Source organism: Spiribacter vilamensis (assembly GCF_004217415.1).
Taxonomy (GTDB): Bacteria; Pseudomonadota; Gammaproteobacteria; order Nitrococcales; family Nitrococcaceae; genus Spiribacter; species Spiribacter vilamensis.
This window is the reverse complement of record NZ_SHLI01000001.1, coordinates 1,156,552-1,175,182: the sequence shown is the minus strand read 5'-3', so window position 1 is coordinate 1,175,182 and position 18,631 is coordinate 1,156,552. Positions and strand designations below refer to the sequence as shown.

Below are 18,631 nucleotides of genomic sequence, written 5' to 3'. Positions count from 1 at the left end.
CATGCAGTTCGAGACGCTGGCGAGCGATGGCTGGGCGCGTCGCGGCCGTTTGCGCTTCCCGCGCGGTGTCATTGATACGCCCGCCTTCATGCCGGTCGGCACCTACGGCACCGTCAAGGGGATGACGCCGGAGGAGGTGGAGGCGACCGGGGCCCAGGTCCTGCTGGGCAACACCTTCCACCTGATGCTGCGCCCCGGCACGGAGATCATCGCCGACCACGGCGGCCTGCACGATTTCATGCACTGGCCCTACCCGATTCTGACCGATTCCGGTGGCTTCCAGGTCTTCAGCCTCGCCCAGGGGCGCAAACTGACCGAGGCCGGGGTGGCGTTCCGTTCGCCGGTGGACGGCTCCCGGGTGTTCCTGGACGCCGAGCGCTCCATGGAAGTGCAGCGGGCGCTCGGCAGCGACATCGTCATGATCTTCGACGAGTGTACCGCCTGGCCGGTGGACTGGTCCGAGGCGAAGCGCTCGATGGAGCGCTCCCTGCGCTGGGCGGAGCGCAGTCGCGACGCGCATGGCGACAGCCAGGCGGCCCTGTTCGGGATCGTCCAGGGGGGTATGTACAACGACCTGCGCTCGGAATCGCTGGCGGGGCTGGAGGCGATCGGCTTTGATGGCATGGCCATCGGCGGCCTGTCGGTGGGCGAGCCGCCGGAGGAGCGGTTGCGCGTGCTCGATGCCCTGGCACCGCAACTGCCCGCGGCCAAACCGCATTACCTGATGGGCGTGGGGCGGCCGGAGGATTTCGTTGACTGCGTGGCGCGCGGAATCGATATGTTCGACTGCGTCCTGCCGACGCGCAATGCCCGTAACGGCTATCTTTTCACCGAGACCGGCACCCTGCGCCTGCGCAACGCCCGCTTCGCCCGTGATACCCGCCCGATCGAGCCGGGCTGCGACTGCTATACCTGCCAGCATTACAGTCGGGCCTATCTGCGACACCTTGATCGGTGTCACGAGATGCTGGGCGCACGCCTCAACACCGTCCACAATCTGCGTTACTTTCAGCGGCTCATGACGCGGATCCGGGCCGCGATCGAGGCGCAGGCTTTCGATGAATTCGCCCGCTCGTTCCATGCCCGGCGTGCGGATATGACATAATCCGAGCCTTTAATCCCAAGGAGAAACCCCATGGACTTCTTTATCAGCGACGCGCTCGCACAGTCGGGTGGCCAGCCCGGCGCCGGTCTTACCGGACTGATCTTTCCCATTGCCCTGATCGTGATCTTCTACTTCCTGCTGATCCGTCCGCAGCAAAAGCGCGCCAAGGAGCACAAAAAGCTGGTTGCCGAGCTGTCGAAGGGCGACGAAGTGCTCACCAACGGCGGACTCGTCGGCCGTATCAGCGAGGTCGGTGATACCTACGCCAATCTCACCCTCGCCGAGGGCGTGGATGTTCGCATGCAGAAAAGCGCGGTCGCCCAGGTCCTGCCCAAGGGCGCGATGAAGGCCGGTCTCGACAAGGCCGATGCTGCCATCAAGGACGACTCCGGCAAGGGCAAAAAGTCCAAGTAAATGATGAATCGCTATCCGCTCTGGAAGTATGTGCTGGTGGTGGCCGTGATTGCCGCCGGCTGTCTCTATGCGCTGCCTAATCTGTTCGGTCAGGATCCGGCGCTACAGATCAGCAATGCCGAGGGCGGCACGCCGACCTCCGAGGTCCGTGAGCGGATACGCGATCGCCTGTCGGCGGATGGTATCCGGGTGCAGGACAGCGAGATCACCGATGACCATCTCCTGCTCCGGCTCGGCAGCCCCGATGCCCAGGTGCGTGCCGCCGACGAGTTGGCACTGGCGCTTGGCGGCGATTACACGGTGGCGCTCAACCTGGCGCCGGCCACGCCGGAGTGGCTGCGGGGCGTGGGTGGACAGCCGATGTACCTGGGGCTGGACCTGCGCGGCGGTGTCCACTTCCTGATGGACGTGGATGTTGATGCCGTCATCGATCAGACCATGACCGGCTACCGTGATGAATTCCGTCGCCAGTTGCGGGAGGCGGATATTCGCTATCGCGACGCGAGTGTCGAGGGGCGCGCGGTCCATCTGGCGTTCGTCGATGCCGGGACCCGGGATGCGGCGCGGTCCGAGCTGACGTCGGATTATCTGGATCTCGAGTTCAGCGCCGAGACGATCGACGACTCACCGGAGCTGGTGGCGACGCTGAGCAAGGACAAACAGCGCGAAGTTCGTGACGCCGCCGTCGGGCAGAACATGACCACCCTGCGCAACCGGGTCAACGAGCTGGGCGTGGCCGAGCCGGTGATCCAGCGCCAGGGTCTGACCCGCATCGTCGTGCAGCTGCCGGGTGTGCAGGATACAGCCCGCGCGAAGGAGATCATCGGGGCGACGGCCACCCTCGAGTTCCGGATGGTGGATTCCTCCAACTTCCCCTATCGCGGCGACGAGGATGATCCCGTGCCGCCGGGTACCGAGCGATTCCCCGAACGCGATGGTGGTCTCGTGCTGCTCGAGCGGGAGGTGATCATTACCGGTGAGGCGATCACCGACGCCTCCTCGGGACTCGATACCCAGACCGGCCAGCCCCAGGTGAACATTCGCCTGAGTGGCAGCGGTGGCAGTGTCATGAATCGTGTGACCAGTGACCGTGTTGGCGATCACATGGCGGTCCTCTTCAAGGAAAACCAGATCCAGCCGCGTCGCGTGGATGGCGAGGTGATCCGCGAACAGGTCCAGACCGAAGAAGTCATCAACATCGCCCGCATCCAGGAGCAGCTCGGCAGCCGTTTCCGCATCTCGGGTCTGGATAACTCGCGCGAGGCTCGCAACCTCGCACTGCTGTTGCGGGCGGGTTCGCTGGCGGCGCCCATGCAGATTGTCGAGGAACGCACCATCGGCCCGAGTCTTGGGCAGGAGAACATCAACCAGGGCATTGCCGCGGTCGCGGTCGGTTTCCTGCTGGTCGTTGCCTTCATGGCCGCCTATTACAAGGTCTTCGGTCTGATCGCCAATATGGCCCTCGTGGCCAACCTGGTGCTGATCGTGGCGGTGCTCTCGTTGCTGCAGGCGACCCTGACCCTGCCCGGGATCGCCGGGATTGTGCTGACGGTGGGAATGGCCGTTGACGCCAACGTGCTGATCTACGAGCGCATCCGCGAGGAGCTGCGGGGCGGCAGCAGTGCCCAGCAGGCCATCGAGGCGGGTTATGGCAAGGCCCTGTCGACCATCGCCGATGCCAACGTGACCACCCTCATCGCGGCCGTCGTGCTGTTCGCGTTCGGCAGCGGTCCGGTCAAGGGATTCGCGGTCACGCTGTCGATCGGCATCGTGAGCTCGATGTTCACGGCGATCCTGGGCACGCGGGCCGTCGTCAACCTGATTTACGGTGGACGTCGCGGCGTCCGCCTGGCCATCTGAGGAGACGCTTGTGGATTTCTTCAAGCGCGAGACCGATATCACTTTTATGGCCTACCGCCGTCAGCTGGCCGGCTTTACGGTGTTGCTTGTCGCCGCGGCCATCGCCTTCCTGATGATTCGCGGCCTCAACCTCGGCCTCGATTTCACGGGCGGGACACTGGTCGAGGTGGGCTATCCCGAGGCGGTGGAGCTGGCCGATGTGCGGGCGACCCTCGACGAGGGCGGCTATGAAGACGCGGTGGTGCAGACGTTCGGCACCGCACGGGACATCCTGATCCGGCTCGCCCCGGACGTTGGCCAGGGGGATTCGCTGAGCAATGCGGTGCTCGAGACCCTGCGCGCCGAAAATCCCGATGCCGAGCTGCGTCGTGTCGAGTTCGTCGGCCCTCAGGTCGGCGAGGAGCTGGCGGAGAAGGGCGGTCTCGCGCTCATTTACGCACTGGGCGGGATCCTGCTCTACGTCGCGTTCCGGTTCGAGTACCGCTTCGCCATCGGCGCCGTGGCGGCCGTGGTCCACGACGTGGTGGTGACGCTGGGGATCTTCGCCGGTATCGGGATGACCTTCGATCTGACCGTCCTGGCCGCACTACTCGCGGTGATCGGTTACTCGCTGAACGATACGATCGTGGTCTTCGACCGAATACGGGAGAACTTCCTGCGCATCCGCAAGGGGACCTCGGAGAGCATCACCAACCGGTCGATCAACCAGATGCTGCCGCGGACGCTGGTCACCAGTTTCACCACGCTGCTGGTGCTCCTGGCACTGGTGTTCCTGGGCGGCGAGCTCATCCGCGGGTTTGCGGTCGCGCTGATCATCGGCGTGCTGGTGGGGACCTACTCGTCGATCTACGTCGCGAGTTCCGCGGCGCTGGCGCTGGGGGTCAGCAAGGAAGACCTGATCCCGCCGCCGAAGGAAGGCGAAGATGCCGACGAAGAGCAACCCTGAGTCGGGTGACCGTCACGAGGCGGTCACAAAGCCGACGTACGATGCCGCCCAGGTGAGCAACGAGGGCGATGACATGACGGACGTCGAGATGCTCAGGCCGCTCCATTACCGGAGCGTTTTCATCTCCGATACCCACCTGGGGTTCAGCGGTGCGCAGGCCGAATTCCTGCTCGATTTCCTGCAGTCCGTTGAGTGCGAGACGCTCTACCTGGTTGGTGACATTCTCGATATCTGGGAGATGCGGCGCCGCCGCTTCAACTGGCCCGAAAGCCACAATGCGGTGGTGCAGAATATCCTCGAGCGGGCGCGTCGGGGTACGCGGGTGATCTATATCCCGGGGAACCATGACGAGATCATGCGCGATTACGTCGGGATGTCCATCGAGGGGATCAGCATTCAGCGGCGCGCTACCCACGAGTGCGCCGACGGCCGTCAACTGCTGGTGCTGCATGGCGACGACTTCGATACCGTCGTCCAGTACAGCCATCTGGTCGCACTGCTCGGCAGTCGCATGTACGCGTTGCTGATCCGCACCAATCACTGGGTCAACCGGATCCGGCAGGTCTTCAATCGCCCCTACTGGTCGCTGGCCGCCTATCTCAAGCAGCGCACCAAGAACGTCATGCGCTACATCGCCAACTACGAGGAAGCGCTCGTGCACGAGGCGCGGGAGGCCGGCGTCGATGGTCTGGTATGCGGCCACATCCACCATGCCGAGATTGTCGAGCAGCGGGGCGTGCTTTACTGCAACGATGGTGACTGGGTAGAGAGCTGCACGGCGCTGGTGGAGTCGTATAACGGCCACCTGTCCCTGCTGCGCTGGAGTGATGTCCGCGAGACGCTGTCCTCGTCGTCATCGAGAACGGCCAAAGAGAGCGTCGCCTGAGTTGGCGTCAGGCGCGGATCCCCTCCATGCGGTGGGGGGCGATGGTGCGGACCAGATCGGCGAACAGCTTCGGACTGCCGGCGACGATATTGCCGGTGTCGAGATAGCGGTCGCCGCCACCGAAATCGCCCACGATGCCCCCCGCCTCGCGGATCATCAGCGCGCCGGCCGCCATGTCCCACGGTTTCAGGCCGATTTCCCAGAACCCGTCCAGCCGACCGCAGGCCACGTAGGCGAGGTCCAGCGCTGCCGAGCCCGCACGCCGGATATCGCCGGCGCGTGCAAAGATATCCCCGAACATCCCCAGGTAGGCCTCGTGATACTGCCGCAGTCTGAGCGGGAAGCCGGTGCCGAGCAGGGCGTTGTCCAGTGACGGGCGCGCCTGGATGCGCATGCGCCGTCCCTCGAACGTGCAACCTCCGCCACGCTTCGCGGTCCAGAGTTCCTGACGGAGCGGATCATAGATGATGCCGGCCTCGAGGGCGCCGCGGTACTTGAGCGCGATGGACACGGCGCAGTGGGGAATGCCGCGCAGGTAGTTGAGTGTGCCGTCCAGCGGATCAACCACCCAGACATAGTCGGCGTTTTCCTCGCCGCCGCGCTCCTCGCCGACCACCGCATGGTCCGGGTAGGCCTGCTTGAGCGAGGCGCGGATTTCGTCCTCGGCCATTCGGTCGACGTCGCTGACGAAATCGTTTTCGCCCTTCGCCTCGACATTCACGCGGTCGAGCCGGTTGATATGGTGGACAATAATATTGCCGGCGCTGCGAGCGGCACGCGTCGCAACGTTGATCATCGGTTGCATGGCTTGATCCTGAAAACTGAAGCCGCAAATGATAACAGCAAACCAGGGAGTTCGTGTTTTGACCGATCCACAAGGCCCCGACTGCCGCTTCGTTCTCGTGGGTACATCGCACTCCGGCAACCTGGGCGCGACCGCGCGGGCGATGCGCACCATGGCCCTGGATCATCTCGTGCTCGTGGCGCCGCAGTGCCGGGTCGATGATCAGGCGATGGCGATGGCCGCCCATGCCGATACGGTGCTCGCCAATGCCGATCACCATGACGATCTCGCCCACGCGGTGGCCGATACCCGGCTTTGCCTTGGTCTGACTGCACGGCCGCGCCGCGATGGTGTTCCCGCGCTGACGCCCCGTGAGGCGGCGGCAACCATCGCCGCCGAATCCGGGTCGGTGGCGGTGCTCTTCGGCCGCGAACGCACCGGCCTGACCAATGCCGAGCTGGCAAGCTGCCATCGGTTGGTGCACATCCCGGCCAATCCGGACTATCCCGCGCTCAACCTGGCGGCGGCCGTCCAGATCATGGCCTACGAGGTGTTCATGGCGCGCGCCGGGACGGTCGACGTCGGTACCGGCACGGGTGAGGGGGCCACGCCTTTCGCGACCGGCGAGCATCTCGAGGGCCTCCACGGCCAGCTCGAGTATCTGGCGGATGCCAGTGGCTATACCCGTCGCGGACCGCGCGAGATCATGCTGCGGCGGCTGCGCAATTTCATTAACCGGGCCCGGCCAACCGTGGACGAGGTTGATCTGCTGCGGGGCCTCCTCAAAAGACTGCGCCCCTGATCACGTTGCTGGCTGACGCTGACACCACCCGGGTATACTGGCTTTATGTTTAAACGGCTTCGTGAAGACGTCCGCTGCGTCTTCGACCGCGATCCCGCGGCACGCAACTACTTCGAGGTGCTGATCAGCTATCCGGGTGTCCATGCCCTGATACTGCACCGTATGAACCACTGGCTGTGGCACCACCGGCTGGGGATCATCGCCCGGTTCCTGTCGTTGATCGCGCGCCTGCTCACCGGGATCGAGATCCATCCCGGGGCGCGGATCGGGCGGCGCTTTTTCATCGATCATGGCCTGGGCGTGGTGATCGGCGAGACCGCCGAGGTCGGTGACGACTGCACGCTGTATCAGGGCGTGACACTCGGGGGTACGTCATGGCGAGCCGGCAAACGCCACCCGACGCTGGGCAATGACGTGGTGGTGGGGGCCGGCGCCAAGGTGCTGGGTCCGCTCGACATCGGGGAGGGCGCCCGAATCGGCTCCAATGCCGTGGTTGTCAAGGATGTCCCGGCGCACGCCACCATGGTGGGAATCCCGGCGCGGGTCGCACGTATCGCCTCGGAGGCGCCGCCCCTCACGGAGACCGAGCAGCGCCGGGCGGAAACCGCGCGGCGGATCGGCTTCGATGCCTACGGCGCAACGCATGACATGCCCGATCCGGTCGCGAATGCGATCAACGCCATCCTCGATCACGTCCACCAGACCGATGCGCGTCTCCAGGAGATGTGCGATGCGCTCCGGTCGCTGGGCGCCGAGGTGAACGACAGCGATATCCCCGATATCGACGACTGCGGCCTGCAGGACGATCCGGAGACGGAGTCCACCGGGACCGCTGGCGATCGGTGAGTGGCAATGACGCAACCCTATCTCGACTATGCCGCAACCACCCCCGTTGATCCGCGCGTCTCGGCGTTGATGGCCAGCCTCGAGGGGCCCGACGGAGTCTTCGCCAATCCGTCCAGCGCCCATCCCGCCGGCCAGGCGGCAGCGGCACGGGTTGAGGCGGCGGAGGCGCAGGTGTGTGAAACGCTGGGTGATGCGGCATTCCGGACGGTCTGGACCAGCGGCGCCACCGAGGCCGATAACCTCGCCATTCTCGGGATGAGCCGAGCGCTGGCGAAGCGTGGCGAACCGCGGCGGCGGATACTGGTCACCGCCACCGAGCATTCCGCGGTGCTGGCCGCGGCGCAGGCCGCGCGCGAATATGGCATGCAGGTGGAAACCCTGCCCGTCGCGGCGGATGGGCGCCTGGCACCGGAGACGCTCGTCGCCGCGCTGGATACCGACGTGGCACTGGTGTCGCTGGCGCTGGTGAATAACGAGACCGGCGTTGTTCAGGACATCCCGACGCTGGCGGGCCCGATCCACGAGGTCGGGGCACGGCTCCATCTTGATGCGGCGCAGGCACTCGGCCGACTCGCGGATACCAGCGCCTATGGATATGCCGATCTGGTATCGCTGTCGGCGCACAAGTGTTGCGGACCGAAGGGCATTGGTGCGCTCTGTTATCGTCCGGACGTAAGGCTGTCGCCATTGCTCCACGGTGGCGGGCAGCAGGCGGGGCTGCGCTCGGGGACGCTGCCGGTCCCGCTGATCGCGGGAATGGGCGAGGCGTTGCGCCTTGTCGACGATGCCGCGGAACGGTGCCGGCAGTATGCGCTTCAGCGGCGCATGCGGCAGGCCCTGCACGACCTGGGCGGCGTGGTGGTCAATGGTGGCGACGACCGGGCGCCGCATATCCTCAACGTGTCTTTCCCCGGAGTCCATGGCGGGGCGCTACGGGCGGCCCTGAGCGATCTGTCGGTGGGGTTCGGGTCGGCGTGCAGTCGGCGGGATGGCCCCTCGCATGTACTCCGGGCGATGGGGCGACCGGATGCGCTGGCCTACGCATCGGTAAGGCTCAGCCTCGGCCGGTTTACGACCGAGGAGGAAATCGACCGGGCGATGGCGGCGGTGACCCACGCGGTTGGCATGCTCCGCTCCATCTCGCCCCTCTGGCGCGACATCGGTGAAGGTCGTCACACGGTCCATTCCGCTTACGGTTTCACAACCGCGCTCGAAATGGCTTGAATCCATGGGGGATGATCGGAGATTGTGGGAGTCGAAACAGTTGGGCGTCCCCGTCGATCGGGTCGACTGGTGTCATGGATCGGCCGGCCGAATCGATGAGGGTTGCCGGGTGGACTGCTGGGTGCGGGTCGATAAGGAAAGCGTGCGCGAGGCGCGTTTCGAGGTCTTCGGCGGTCCCGAGGCAATGCAGGCCGCTGCCTGGCTCGCGGACTGGCTGGCGGACCGGAGCGTTGCCTCGGCACTCACAGTGACGGGACGCTGGCTGGCCGAGGCCGCGGCGCTGCCCGACGAGGCGCGCACGGTGGCACTCGATATCGAGGACGCGTTGCGGTCCGCACTGGCCGCATCGACTGAAGTGATAGACGGAGCAAACGATGAGCATTGAATTGACTGAGCGGGCGGCGAATCACATCCGTAACGCCCTGGCTCGAAACGGGCAGGGCACCGGCCTGCGGCTGGGCGTGCGGACGTCCGGGTGCTCGGGTTTCATGTACACGGTGGATTACGCCGACGAGCCGGGCGAAAACGACATGGTGGTGGAGCAGCACGGCGTATCGGTGGTCATCGATCGCAAGAGCCTGCCGTTCATCGATGGCATGGAAGTGGATTTCGTGCGCGAGGGAATCAACGAACGGTTCAGCTTCCGGAATCCGAATGTCTCTGCGGAATGCGGCTGTGGCGAGAGCTTCGCCGTGTGATGATTGCCGGTGACCCGCCTGCTGGGTAAACTGGCGGATTATCATTGAGCATCATGCAGGAGCAAAATCCATGGCTGTTGAACGCACCCTTTCCATCGTCAAGCCGGACGCCGTCGCGGCGAATAACATCGGCGAGATCTATCGCCGCTTCGAGACGGCAGGCCTGCAGATCGTTGCGGCGCGCATGGTGCACATGACCCAGGCACAGGCCGAGTCCTTCTACGCGGTGCATCGCGAGCGGCCGTTTTTCAGCGCGCTGGTGAACTTCATGATCTCCGGTCCGGTGATGGTACAGGTGCTCGAGGGTGACGACGCCATCCGCAAGAACCGCGAAGTCATGGGCGCGACCAATCCGGCCGAAGCCGCCGCCGGCACCATTCGCCACGACCTGGCCGAAACGGTGGATGCGAACGCGGCCCACGGTTCCGATTCCCCCGAGACGGCCCGCGACGAGATCGCCTTCTTCTTCGGTGACGATGACCTCCACAGCCGCAACTGAGGCGCATCCGCGCACCGATTCGGGCCGGGTCAACCTGCTTGGCCTGGATGCGGCCGGACTCGATGGGCTGCTGCAGGAGCTGAACGAGAAGCCATTCCGCAGCAAGCAGCTGCGGCAGTGGCTGCACCAGCGTCGGGTATTCGACTTCGACGCGATGACCGATCTCGCCAAGGGGTTCCGGAGCAAGCTCGTCGATCTCGCCGAGCTGCGCGTGCCGACGCCGATCTTCGATCGTGAATCGAATGACGGGACGCGCAAGTGGCTGCTGGCGCTCGAGGGTGGCCAGGCGGTGGAAACCGTTTACATTCCCGAGCGCGGACGCGGGACGCTGTGCGTGTCCTCGCAGGTCGGCTGTGCGCTGGACTGCGGGTTCTGCTCGACGGGCAAGCAGGGGTTCAACCGTAACCTCACGGCCGCCGAGATCATCGGTCAACTGCACTACGCCACCCAGGCGCTCGAAGACGAGGGTCGCGATCGTCGCGTGACGAATGTCGTCATGATGGGCATGGGCGAGCCGCTCGCCAACTTCCGCAACGTCGTCGCGGCGACCAACCTCATGGTCGACCCCTATGCCTGGGGGCTGTCACGCCGACGGGTGACGCTGTCTACCGTGGGGCTCGTGCCGGCGCTCTATCGGCTGAGGGATGTCAGCAATATCAGTCTCGCGGTGTCGCTGCATGCCCCGAATGACGCCCTGCGCGACGAGATCGTGCCGATCAATCGCAAGTACCCGCTGCGCGAGCTCCTCCCGGCCTGTGAGCATTATCTCGGCAATACGCCGCATCACTGCATCTACTGGGAGTACGTGATGCTCGACGGCGTCAACGACAGCGATGCCCAGGCCCGGGAGCTGGCAGCGCTGCTTCGCGATATTCCCTCCAAGATCAATCTGATTCCCTTCAATCCTTTCCCGGGCACTCGTTACGAGGCCTCCCCCCGGGAGCGTATCCAGCGCTTTGCGGACATCCTCCAGAACGCCGGGTTTATCACCACAACCCGCCGTACCCGCGGCCAAGACATCGACGGTGCCTGCGGTCAGCTCGTCGGACAGGTGATCAACCGCCGCAACCAGGGCAAACGCGGAACGCAATCGGCAACCGCGTGATGCGCAGCCTGCTCTGTGTCCTGCTTTTACTGGCGGTCGTCGGATGTACGACCCGGTCGAGCGGGCCGGCGACGCCGGAGCAGGCGGCGCTCGCCGCCGCTGCCAATACCGACATCGCCAGCTACCACCTGCGCAATGGCGCGCTCGAGTCCGCCCTCGCCAAGATCCGGCAGGCACTGCAGCAGAATCCCGAATCCGTGGATGCCCACCTCGTCGCGGCGGAATTGTGGTCACGGCTCGATGATCCGGACCGGGCCGAAGGGCATTATCGCCAGGCACTGTCCGTTGACGAGCGTACCGGGGCGGCACTGAACAACTATGCCGCGTTTCTCTGCCGTCAGGATCGCGTGTCCGCGGCGCTTGAACACTGGGACGAGGCGGCATCCGACCCACTCTATAACCGCCGCGCCATGGCGCTCAGCAATGCGGCCCGGTGCATTACCGATCGCAACCCGCCATCCGCCGATGTCACGGCCGAGCAATACTGGCGCCGTGCCTTGTCGCTGGTCCCGGATTACCCCCTGGCGCTCGGCGGGATGGTGGAGTGGAGCCTCGCCGAGGGCCGGGTCGATGCCGCAGACGAGTGGTATTCGCGATACACTGCGGCGGCAGAGGAAAGTGCCTGGGGGCTCTGGCTGGGAATACGGGTAGCCAGGGCGGGAGATCACGCGGAGCGTCAGGGAAGGCTGATTGAAAGGCTCAGGGAACGGTTCCCCGCCTCCGAACAGGCCGCACGACTGACGGAGTAAATGCTTGATGACGCAGCGGGAAGATTCGGGTGAGACAAACCACGCCGAGCGCGCCCATTCGGGGCCGGGCCGGGCGCTACGGGATGCCCGGCTGCGCTGGGACAAGGCCCCGGCCGATATCGCCGATGCACTGCACCTCAACCCCCGGACGATCGAGGCGCTCGAAGCCGACGATTACGAGAACCTCCCGCCGCTGACATTCGTGCGTGGTTATATCCGCGCCTATTGCCAGTTCCTCGAGATGGATCCGGAACCGCTGGTTCAGCGCCTCGGTGATGCCGGCGCGGGGGGTGGCAGGCAGCCCCTTCGGGCGCATGCCGGTGATACCGCGCCTGCGAGCCGCCCCGGTCGACCGGCCCGACCGGCCCGGCAGGCACGCCAGGGCATGGGGTTCATGGGCGTAGCCCTGAGCCTGGCGGTATTGATTGCCGCGCTGGTCGCTGGCGGCTGGTGGCTGTCGCGGTCGGATATCAGCGTGCCGATTCTCGATTCGGTCAGTGGCAGCCTCATTGATGGCGGCGATGCCGAGCCCGGGACAGACAGCGCTGAACCGGCGATGGAGGAGTCAACGCAGCCCGAACAGGGCTTCGAGCCACAGTCCGAGCCGGAGCCCACCGACGAGCAGATTTCCGCAGCCGACCCCCAACCACGTCCGGAGCCCGAGCCCGGGTCCGAGTCCGAGTCGGGAGAAAGCTCAGCTGGCGAGAACGCGACTGCTCCGCCGACACCTACGCTGGACAATGCCGCCATCGCTGACGCCGTCATGCAGGAATCGCCGGAGCCGACGGAACCGGATAGCGCGCCGTCCGCCGATGTACTGGTATTCCAGTTCGACGCGGAATCCTGGATGGAAGTGACGGATGCAAGCGGTGAGCGGCTGCTCTTCGGGATCGCCGAATCCGGTGAGCAGCGGCTCGAGGGCGAAGCGCCGTTCGAGATCGTGGTCGGGAATACCGACAACGTTGGGCTTGAATTCGACGGTGATCAAATCGATCTGGAGCAGTACGCGCGCGGCAACGTTGCCCGATTCACGTTGGGGGGAAGTGGTGAGTAGTCCGATCCAGAATGTTCGCGGCTTCGGCGATGTGCTGCCGGCGGAGGGGCCTGCCTGGGCGTTTGTCGAACAGACGTTCCGCCGCGAGCTCGAGCGCTACGGGTATACCGAGGTCCGTTTGCCGGTTGTCGAGAAAACGGAGCTTTTCTCCCGGGCCATCGGCGAGGTGACCGACATCGTCGAGAAGGAGATGTATACCTTTACCGACCGCAACGGCGACAGCCTCACCCTGCGTCCCGAAGGTACCGCCGGCGCCGTGCGTGCCGCTCTGCAGCGCGGCCTCCTGCACAACGCCCAGCCGCGGCTCTGGTACAGCGGTCCGATGTTCCGTCACGAGCGTCCGCAGAAGGGGCGCTATCGCCAGTTCCACCAGGTGGGTGCCGAGGCGTTTGGTGTGCCCGGGCCGGACATCGATGCCGAGCTGATCCTGCTCTCCGGCCGTATCCTTCGCGCCCTGGGGGTTCGGGATCTGCGTCTCGAGATCAACAGCCTGGGCACCCAGGCCGCCCGCCAGCATTATCGTGAGGCGCTGATCGCGCACTTCGAGGCCCATTCCGCGGTGCTCGACGAGGATGCGCAACGGCGGCTGCACAGCAATCCGCTCCGGGTGCTCGATAGCAAGAATCCGGCCATGGCGTCGATTATCGACGCGGCGCCGGATCTGTCCGACTACCTCGACGATGCATCACGAGCGCATTTCCAGTCCCTGTGCGACATGCTCGATCGCGCCGGCCAGTCCTACCATGTCAACACCCGGCTCGTGCGTGGCCTGGATTACTACGGCGGGACGGTTTTCGAGTGGATCAGTGCCGATCTGGGGGCGCAGGGGACCGTGCTGGCCGGCGGGCGCTATGACATTCTCGTCGAGATGATCGGCGGCCGTCCGACACCCGCCATCGGCTTTGCCGCCGGTCTCGAGCGCCTGGTCGCGCTTGTCGAGGCGGCGGGGACTGCACCACCCGCCCCGGCGCCGCATGCGGCACTGGTGGTTGGTGATGATAGTCTGCAGGCGGAGACACTGGCACTCGCGGAGCAGCTGCGCGACCAGCTGCCCTGGCTGCATTTGCAGATGCCCCTCGGTGGCGGGTCGATGAAAAGCCAGCTGCGCCGCGCCGACCGAAGCGGTGCGGCCGTCGCGCTGATACGCGGCGCCGAGGAGGCAGCCGCTGGGACCGTCGCCGTCAAGTACCTGCGTGACGGGATCGAGCAGGTGACGGTGGCCACTGAACAGCTCCCGGAGATACTCTCCGCGTTGCACGCACACTGAACAGGATAATACCGACCCGTGGCATACGACGACGAAGAACAACTTGAAGCGATTCGCGCCTGGTGGCACCAGTACGGGCGAATGGTCATCATCGCCCTTATCGCGGCGCTGGCGCTGGTGCTCGGCTGGCAACAGTGGACGGCATGGCAGGATCGCCAGGCGGCGTCCGCGTCGGCCGACTACGCCGCGATCCTGGCGTCACTCAACAACGACGACCGCGAAGCCGCGGGCAATCGTCTCCAGACCCTGCGGGAGTCGCACGCCGACAGTCCCTATGCGGCCATGGCCACCCTCGCGGTGGCCACCGCGTCGCTGGACGCGGGTGAGGCGGAGGCCGCTGCCGGTGCGCTGCGCTGGCTGACGGGCAATCAACCCGACAGCCCGATGAGCGCAGTCGCGCGCCTGCGCCTGGCCGAGGCCCTCAGGGTGGCCGGTGACGATGAGGCCGCGCTTGAGGCGATCGAACCACTCCCCTCGGGACCGCTGCGGCCGCGGTTCCTCGAACTGCAGGGCGATCTCGAGGTCGCCCTGGGTAATCCGGGCGCGGCCATCGATGCCTACCAGCAGGCCCTGGAGTCGGTTTCCGGCCAGCGCCGTTCACTGGTCGAGATCAAGCTCCTCGATCTCGGCGGGGCGCCGGCATCATGAGGGCTGCAACCCTGAGAATGGCGGCCCTGATCGGGCTGACGGTCGGGCTGGCCGGGTGCGGCGGCTCGTCGCTGATCAAGGCCGAGGATCCACCTGCAATCGACGACGCGGTCCCTGCTGCCGAGGCGACGCAGCACTGGGAGGCCCGCCTGGGTGCGGATACGCCGCCGGGCTACCGGCTGGAGCCGGCGCTGTTTGATCGCCGGATATTCGCGGCGGCGGCGGACGGCGCGGTCATGGCCTTTGACGCGGAGACCGGCGAGCAGTTGTGGCGCCAATCACTGGATGCCTCGATCAGCGGTGCCGTGGGTGTCGGCGAGAGCGGTGTTGCCGTCGGTACGGCCGCTGCCGAGGTCATCCTCCTGGACACCAACAATGGCGAGGTGAAGTGGCGACACGGGGTCAGCAGCGAGGTCCTCGCGCCGCCCGCGGTCGGGCAGGGCAGCGTCGTCGCGCGCACCGGTGACGGCGGCGTTTTTGCGCTCGATGCGGAGTCGGGACAGCAGCGCTGGCTCTATCGGCGCAATGTGCCGGCGCTGAGTCTGCGCGGGCACGCGGCACCAGTGCTGGTGAACGGGGGCGTGGTGGCCGGTTTCGACAATGGCCGACTCAGTGCACTCGATCTCGAGACGGGTGATCCGGCCTGGGAGGCGACCGTCGCCGTCCCCGAGGGGCGTAGCGATCTCGAGCGCATGGTTGATCTCGATGCCGATCCGGCTGTGGCCGGCGGCGATCTATTCGCCGGCACCTACCAGGGTCGTCTGGCCGGTATCGCCCTCGCCGATGGTCAGATCGCCTGGACTCGTGATGTCTCTGTGCTCGGCGGCGTAGCGGTGGATGACAGTAACGTCTATGTCACCGATGACGAGGGGCGAGTCTCGGCCTACGACCGTCGTAACGGCGCATCCGTGTGGCGTCTGGATGCGCTTGAAGGTGTCGAGCTGACGTCACCCCGGCGTTATCGCGACGGCCTCATCGTGGCGGGCTCGGACGGGTATCTGAACCGGATAGGGCGACGCGACGGCAAGCTGCAGTCGCGTCACCTCGTCGGCAACGCGCGCCTGTCCGCGCCGCCGCTCGTCGACGGAGACCGCATCATCACACTCGATCGCCGTGGACGGCTTCGGGCAATCAGCATCGAAACAAACAATTAAGAGGAGAGCGTTATGAAGATAATACTGCTCGGCCCCCCGGGGGCCGGCAAGGGCACACAGGCGGCCGGGCTGTGCGACGCGTACGACATTCCACAGATTTCCACCGGGGACATGCTGCGCGCCGCGGTCAAGGCCGGTACCGAGCTGGGAGTCGCTGCGAAGGCCGTGATGGATGCCGGCGAGCTGGTCTCTGACGACATCATCATCGGGCTGGTCAAGGAGCGGATCGCGGAACCCGATTGTGCCAATGGATTTCTTTTTGACGGCTTTCCGCGGACCATCGCGCAGGCCGATGCGCTCGGCGAGGCGGGGGTTTCCATTGATGCCGTCGTCGAAATCCGTGTCGATGACGAATCGATCGTCTCGCGGATGGTGGGCCGGCGCGTTCATCCGGGCTCCGGTCGGGTCTATCACATTGAGCATGCCCCCCCGGCCACGGCAGACCAGGATGATGTCACCGGTGAGCCGCTGGTCCAGCGCGAGGACGATCAGCCGGATACGGTGCGTCAGCGCCTGTCGGTCTATCACGAACAGACCCGCCCCCTGGTTGACTACTATCAGTCGCGTGCGCAGTCGGGTGATGACAATGCCCCGCGTTACGTCTGCGTGGACGGCGAGGGCGAAATCGACGCCGTCCGCCAGCGGATTATCGACGCACTCGCCGCCTGATCCGGGAACCCGGTCACGCGTCATGGGCTCTTATCAGGCATGATGCGTGCACTATTACTGATCCTGTTGGCGTTGTTCGCCGCCACCGCCAGCGCGGAGTCGATCCATCGGCTCACGATTGACGGGACCATCGGGCCGGCGACGGCAAGTTACGTGATCGACGGACTGGAGACCGCCGAGGCCGAATCGGCTTCGGCGGTGGTCCTTTCGATCGACACGCCGGGCGGGCTGGATACCGCGATGCGCGATATTGTCCAGGCCATCCTCGACTCATCGATACCGGTTCTCGGTTATGTCTCGTCCTCCGGGGCGAGGGCGGCCAGCGCCGGGACGTACATCCTCTACGCGACGCACTGGGCGGCCATGGCACCGGGCACCAACCTGGGAGCCGCGACACCGGTCCGGATCGGTGGTTCGTCGGATTCCGGTGACGAGACGGATTCCGAGCCGTCGACGATGGAGCGCAAGCGGGTCAATGATGCCGTGGCCTATATCCGCTCACTGGCGGAGCTGCGCGGCCGTAACGCCGAATGGGCGGAACGCGCCGTCCGGGAGTCGGTCAGCCTCTCCGCAGAGGCCGCGCTGGCGGATAACGTGATCGACCAGGTTGCCTCCGACCTGCGCGCCGTTCTCGACGCCGCACCGGTGGAATCGGACGGTCTCGCCGTCGAGGATCGCCCTCCGGGCTGGTCGGATGAGTTCCTGGCCGCCATCACCAACCCCAATATCACCTACATCCTGTTGCTGGTCGGGCTCTACGGGCTGATTTTCGAGCTCGCCAACCCCGGCGCGATTGTTCCCGGCGTTATCGGTGGAACGTCCCTTCTACTGGCGCTGTTCGCCATCCAGGTGCTGCCGGTGAACTATGCGGGGCTGGCGCTGATCGCCCTCGGGGTGGTCTTCATGGTCGGTGAGGCGTTGATGCCGTCCTTCGGTGCCCTTGGCGTTGGCGGCGTGCTTGTCTTCGGGCTCGGCTCGGTCCTGCTGTTCGATACCCAGGGGCCGGGGTTCGAGCTCTCGCTGCTGCTGGTGGCCGGCGTGTCCGCCGCCAGTTTCGTGATTTTCGCGGGCACCGGCTGGCTGGCGATCCGGGCGTTTCGTCGTCGCGGTGTCGCCGGCACGGCGCACATGCAGGGGGCCGTCGGCGAGGTCATCGCCACCGACCCCCATCTCCGCGTCCGGGTCGAGGGCGAGCGCTGGCGGGCGGTCTGCACGCAGACGTTGCAAACGGGTGACCGTATTCGGGTAACCAACATTAATGGTTTGACGGTGACCGTCGAGCCGACTGGCAGCAAAGGAGAAGAGTCCTGATGACGTATTACGAAACCGCGATCGCGCGGTTCAGGGAATGGTTCGAACTGGCTAAAGAGACCGAGGGCGTGATCGATCCGACAGCGATGGCGCTCGCCACGGCGGGTGCGAACGGTCGCCCGGGACTGCGGACCGTCCTGCTCAAGCAGGTGGATGAAGCGGGTTTCGTGTTCTACACCAACACGCGCAGCCAGAAAGGCGAACATCTCGCCGAGAACCCGTATGCGGCACTCAATTTCTACTGGGCGCCACTGGCCCGGCAGGTCGTCATCGAGGGCCCGGTCCGGACCGTAAGCGATGACGAGGCGGATGCCTACTTCGCCAGCCGGCCACGACTCAGCCAGATCGGGGCTTGGGCCTCGAACCAGTCCGAGCCACTGGCGGACCGTGACGAGTTCGAGGCGCGGCTCGCCGAGGTGGAGGCACGGTTCGGTGACGGTCCGATTACCCGGCCACCGCACTGGACCGGCTATCGGCTGGAGCCGGACCGGATCGAGTTCTGGCAGGGTCGGGACGGTCGGCTCCATGATCGTGAGCGCTACTATCGCGTTGCGGGCGGTGACTGGGAGTGGATGCTGCTCAACCCCTGACGCCGCCGGGCGGGGCAGCC

General features: G+C 65.7%; 21 protein-coding genes. 20 read left to right on the top strand and 1 reads right to left on the bottom strand.

Going from position 1 to position 18,631, the window contains the following annotated elements; genetic code table 11:
- Position 1: 1 nt before the first annotated feature.
- The 5 genes from tgt to EV698_RS05820 are packed head-to-tail and all read left to right on the top strand — an operon-like array spanning position 2 to position 5,211.
- Positions 2-1,105: a tRNA guanosine(34) transglycosylase Tgt gene (gene tgt / locus EV698_RS05840; protein ID WP_130504031.1), complete on the top strand. Its 1,104-nt coding sequence runs from the start codon at positions 2-4 to the stop codon at positions 1,103-1,105.
- 30 nt (positions 1,106-1,135) lie between these two features.
- The gene (gene yajC / locus EV698_RS05835) at positions 1,136-1,519 is read left to right on the top strand and encodes a preprotein translocase subunit YajC (RefSeq protein ID WP_130503180.1); all 384 of its coding nucleotides are present in this window, start codon (positions 1,136-1,138) and stop codon (positions 1,517-1,519) included.
- Positions 1,520-3,379, top strand: a complete 1,860-nt coding sequence (gene secD / locus EV698_RS05830) for a protein translocase subunit SecD (RefSeq protein WP_207220503.1) — start codon at positions 1,520-1,522, stop codon at positions 3,377-3,379. It begins immediately after the preceding gene.
- A 10-nt stretch (positions 3,380-3,389) separates the two neighbouring features.
- Complete coding sequence (gene secF, locus EV698_RS05825) at positions 3,390-4,325, top strand: protein translocase subunit SecF (RefSeq protein WP_130503179.1); 936 nt, start codon at positions 3,390-3,392, stop codon at positions 4,323-4,325.
- Positions 4,303-5,211: a UDP-2,3-diacylglucosamine diphosphatase gene (locus EV698_RS05820; RefSeq protein WP_338062126.1), complete on the top strand. Its 909-nt coding sequence runs from the start codon at positions 4,303-4,305 to the stop codon at positions 5,209-5,211. Before secF ends, EV698_RS05820 begins: the two co-directional genes overlap by 23 nt.
- A 7-nt stretch (positions 5,212-5,218) precedes the next feature.
- On the opposite strand, the gene EV698_RS05815 is transcribed toward EV698_RS05820, so the two are convergent.
- Positions 5,219-6,016: an inositol monophosphatase family protein gene (locus tag EV698_RS05815; protein WP_130503178.1), complete on the bottom strand. Its 798-nt coding sequence runs from the start codon at positions 6,014-6,016 to the stop codon at positions 5,219-5,221.
- 58 nt (positions 6,017-6,074) lie between these two features.
- Here EV698_RS05815 and EV698_RS05810 point away from each other — a divergent pair, with 58 nt between their 5' ends.
- From EV698_RS05810 to pdxH, 15 genes are all read left to right on the top strand, one after another.
- Positions 6,075-6,797: an RNA methyltransferase gene (locus EV698_RS05810; protein WP_165385733.1), complete on the top strand. Its 723-nt coding sequence runs from the start codon at positions 6,075-6,077 to the stop codon at positions 6,795-6,797.
- A 45-nt stretch (positions 6,798-6,842) separates the two neighbouring features.
- On the top strand, positions 6,843-7,643 hold the full coding sequence (gene cysE, locus EV698_RS05805) for a serine O-acetyltransferase (RefSeq protein ID WP_130503176.1): 801 nt from the start codon (positions 6,843-6,845) through the stop codon (positions 7,641-7,643).
- Positions 7,644-7,649: 6 nt separating this feature from the next.
- A complete protein-coding gene (locus EV698_RS05800; RefSeq protein WP_130503175.1) occupies positions 7,650-8,867 on the top strand; it encodes a cysteine desulfurase family protein in 1,218 nt (405 codons plus the stop codon).
- Between the two features lie 22 nt (positions 8,868-8,889).
- A complete protein-coding gene (locus EV698_RS05795; protein WP_165385732.1) occupies positions 8,890-9,252 on the top strand; it encodes an iron-sulfur cluster assembly scaffold protein in 363 nt (120 codons plus the stop codon).
- Positions 9,242-9,565: a HesB/IscA family protein gene (locus tag EV698_RS05790; protein ID WP_130503173.1), complete on the top strand. Its 324-nt coding sequence runs from the start codon at positions 9,242-9,244 to the stop codon at positions 9,563-9,565. Before EV698_RS05795 ends, EV698_RS05790 begins: the two co-directional genes overlap by 11 nt.
- 70 nt (positions 9,566-9,635) lie before the next feature.
- On the top strand, positions 9,636-10,064 hold the full coding sequence (ndk, locus tag EV698_RS05785; protein ID WP_130503172.1) for a nucleoside-diphosphate kinase: 429 nt from the start codon (positions 9,636-9,638) through the stop codon (positions 10,062-10,064).
- Positions 10,042-11,169, top strand: coding sequence for a dual-specificity RNA methyltransferase RlmN (gene rlmN, locus EV698_RS05780; RefSeq protein WP_130503171.1), 1,128 nt, complete (start codon positions 10,042-10,044; stop codon positions 11,167-11,169). Before ndk ends, rlmN begins: the two co-directional genes overlap by 23 nt.
- Complete coding sequence (gene pilW, locus EV698_RS05775) at positions 11,169-11,918, top strand: type IV pilus biogenesis/stability protein PilW (protein WP_130503170.1); 750 nt, start codon at positions 11,169-11,171, stop codon at positions 11,916-11,918. The genes rlmN and pilW overlap by 1 nt, the downstream gene beginning before the upstream one ends.
- Positions 11,919-11,925: 7 nt before the next feature.
- The gene (locus EV698_RS05770) at positions 11,926-12,972 is read left to right on the top strand and encodes a RodZ domain-containing protein (protein ID WP_130503169.1); all 1,047 of its coding nucleotides are present in this window, start codon (positions 11,926-11,928) and stop codon (positions 12,970-12,972) included.
- The gene (gene hisS / locus EV698_RS05765) at positions 12,965-14,239 is read left to right on the top strand and encodes a histidine--tRNA ligase (protein WP_130503168.1); all 1,275 of its coding nucleotides are present in this window, start codon (positions 12,965-12,967) and stop codon (positions 14,237-14,239) included. Before EV698_RS05770 ends, hisS begins: the two co-directional genes overlap by 8 nt.
- An 18-nt stretch (positions 14,240-14,257) precedes the next feature.
- The gene (locus EV698_RS05760; protein ID WP_130503167.1) at positions 14,258-14,887 is read left to right on the top strand and encodes a YfgM family protein; all 630 of its coding nucleotides are present in this window, start codon (positions 14,258-14,260) and stop codon (positions 14,885-14,887) included.
- Positions 14,884-16,041: an outer membrane protein assembly factor BamB gene (bamB, locus tag EV698_RS05755; RefSeq protein ID WP_130503166.1), complete on the top strand. Its 1,158-nt coding sequence runs from the start codon at positions 14,884-14,886 to the stop codon at positions 16,039-16,041. The genes EV698_RS05760 and bamB overlap by 4 nt, the downstream gene beginning before the upstream one ends.
- 12 nt (positions 16,042-16,053) lie before the next feature.
- On the top strand, positions 16,054-16,710 hold the full coding sequence (adk, locus tag EV698_RS05750) for an adenylate kinase (RefSeq protein ID WP_130503165.1): 657 nt from the start codon (positions 16,054-16,056) through the stop codon (positions 16,708-16,710).
- Positions 16,711-16,752: 42 nt separating this feature from the next.
- Positions 16,753-18,021, top strand: coding sequence for an NfeD family protein (locus EV698_RS05745; RefSeq protein WP_130504028.1), 1,269 nt, complete (start codon positions 16,753-16,755; stop codon positions 18,019-18,021).
- Positions 18,021-18,611, top strand: coding sequence for a pyridoxamine 5'-phosphate oxidase (gene pdxH / locus EV698_RS05740; RefSeq protein ID WP_130503164.1), 591 nt, complete (start codon positions 18,021-18,023; stop codon positions 18,609-18,611). Before EV698_RS05745 ends, pdxH begins: the two co-directional genes overlap by 1 nt.
- Positions 18,612-18,631 lie beyond the last annotated feature (20 nt).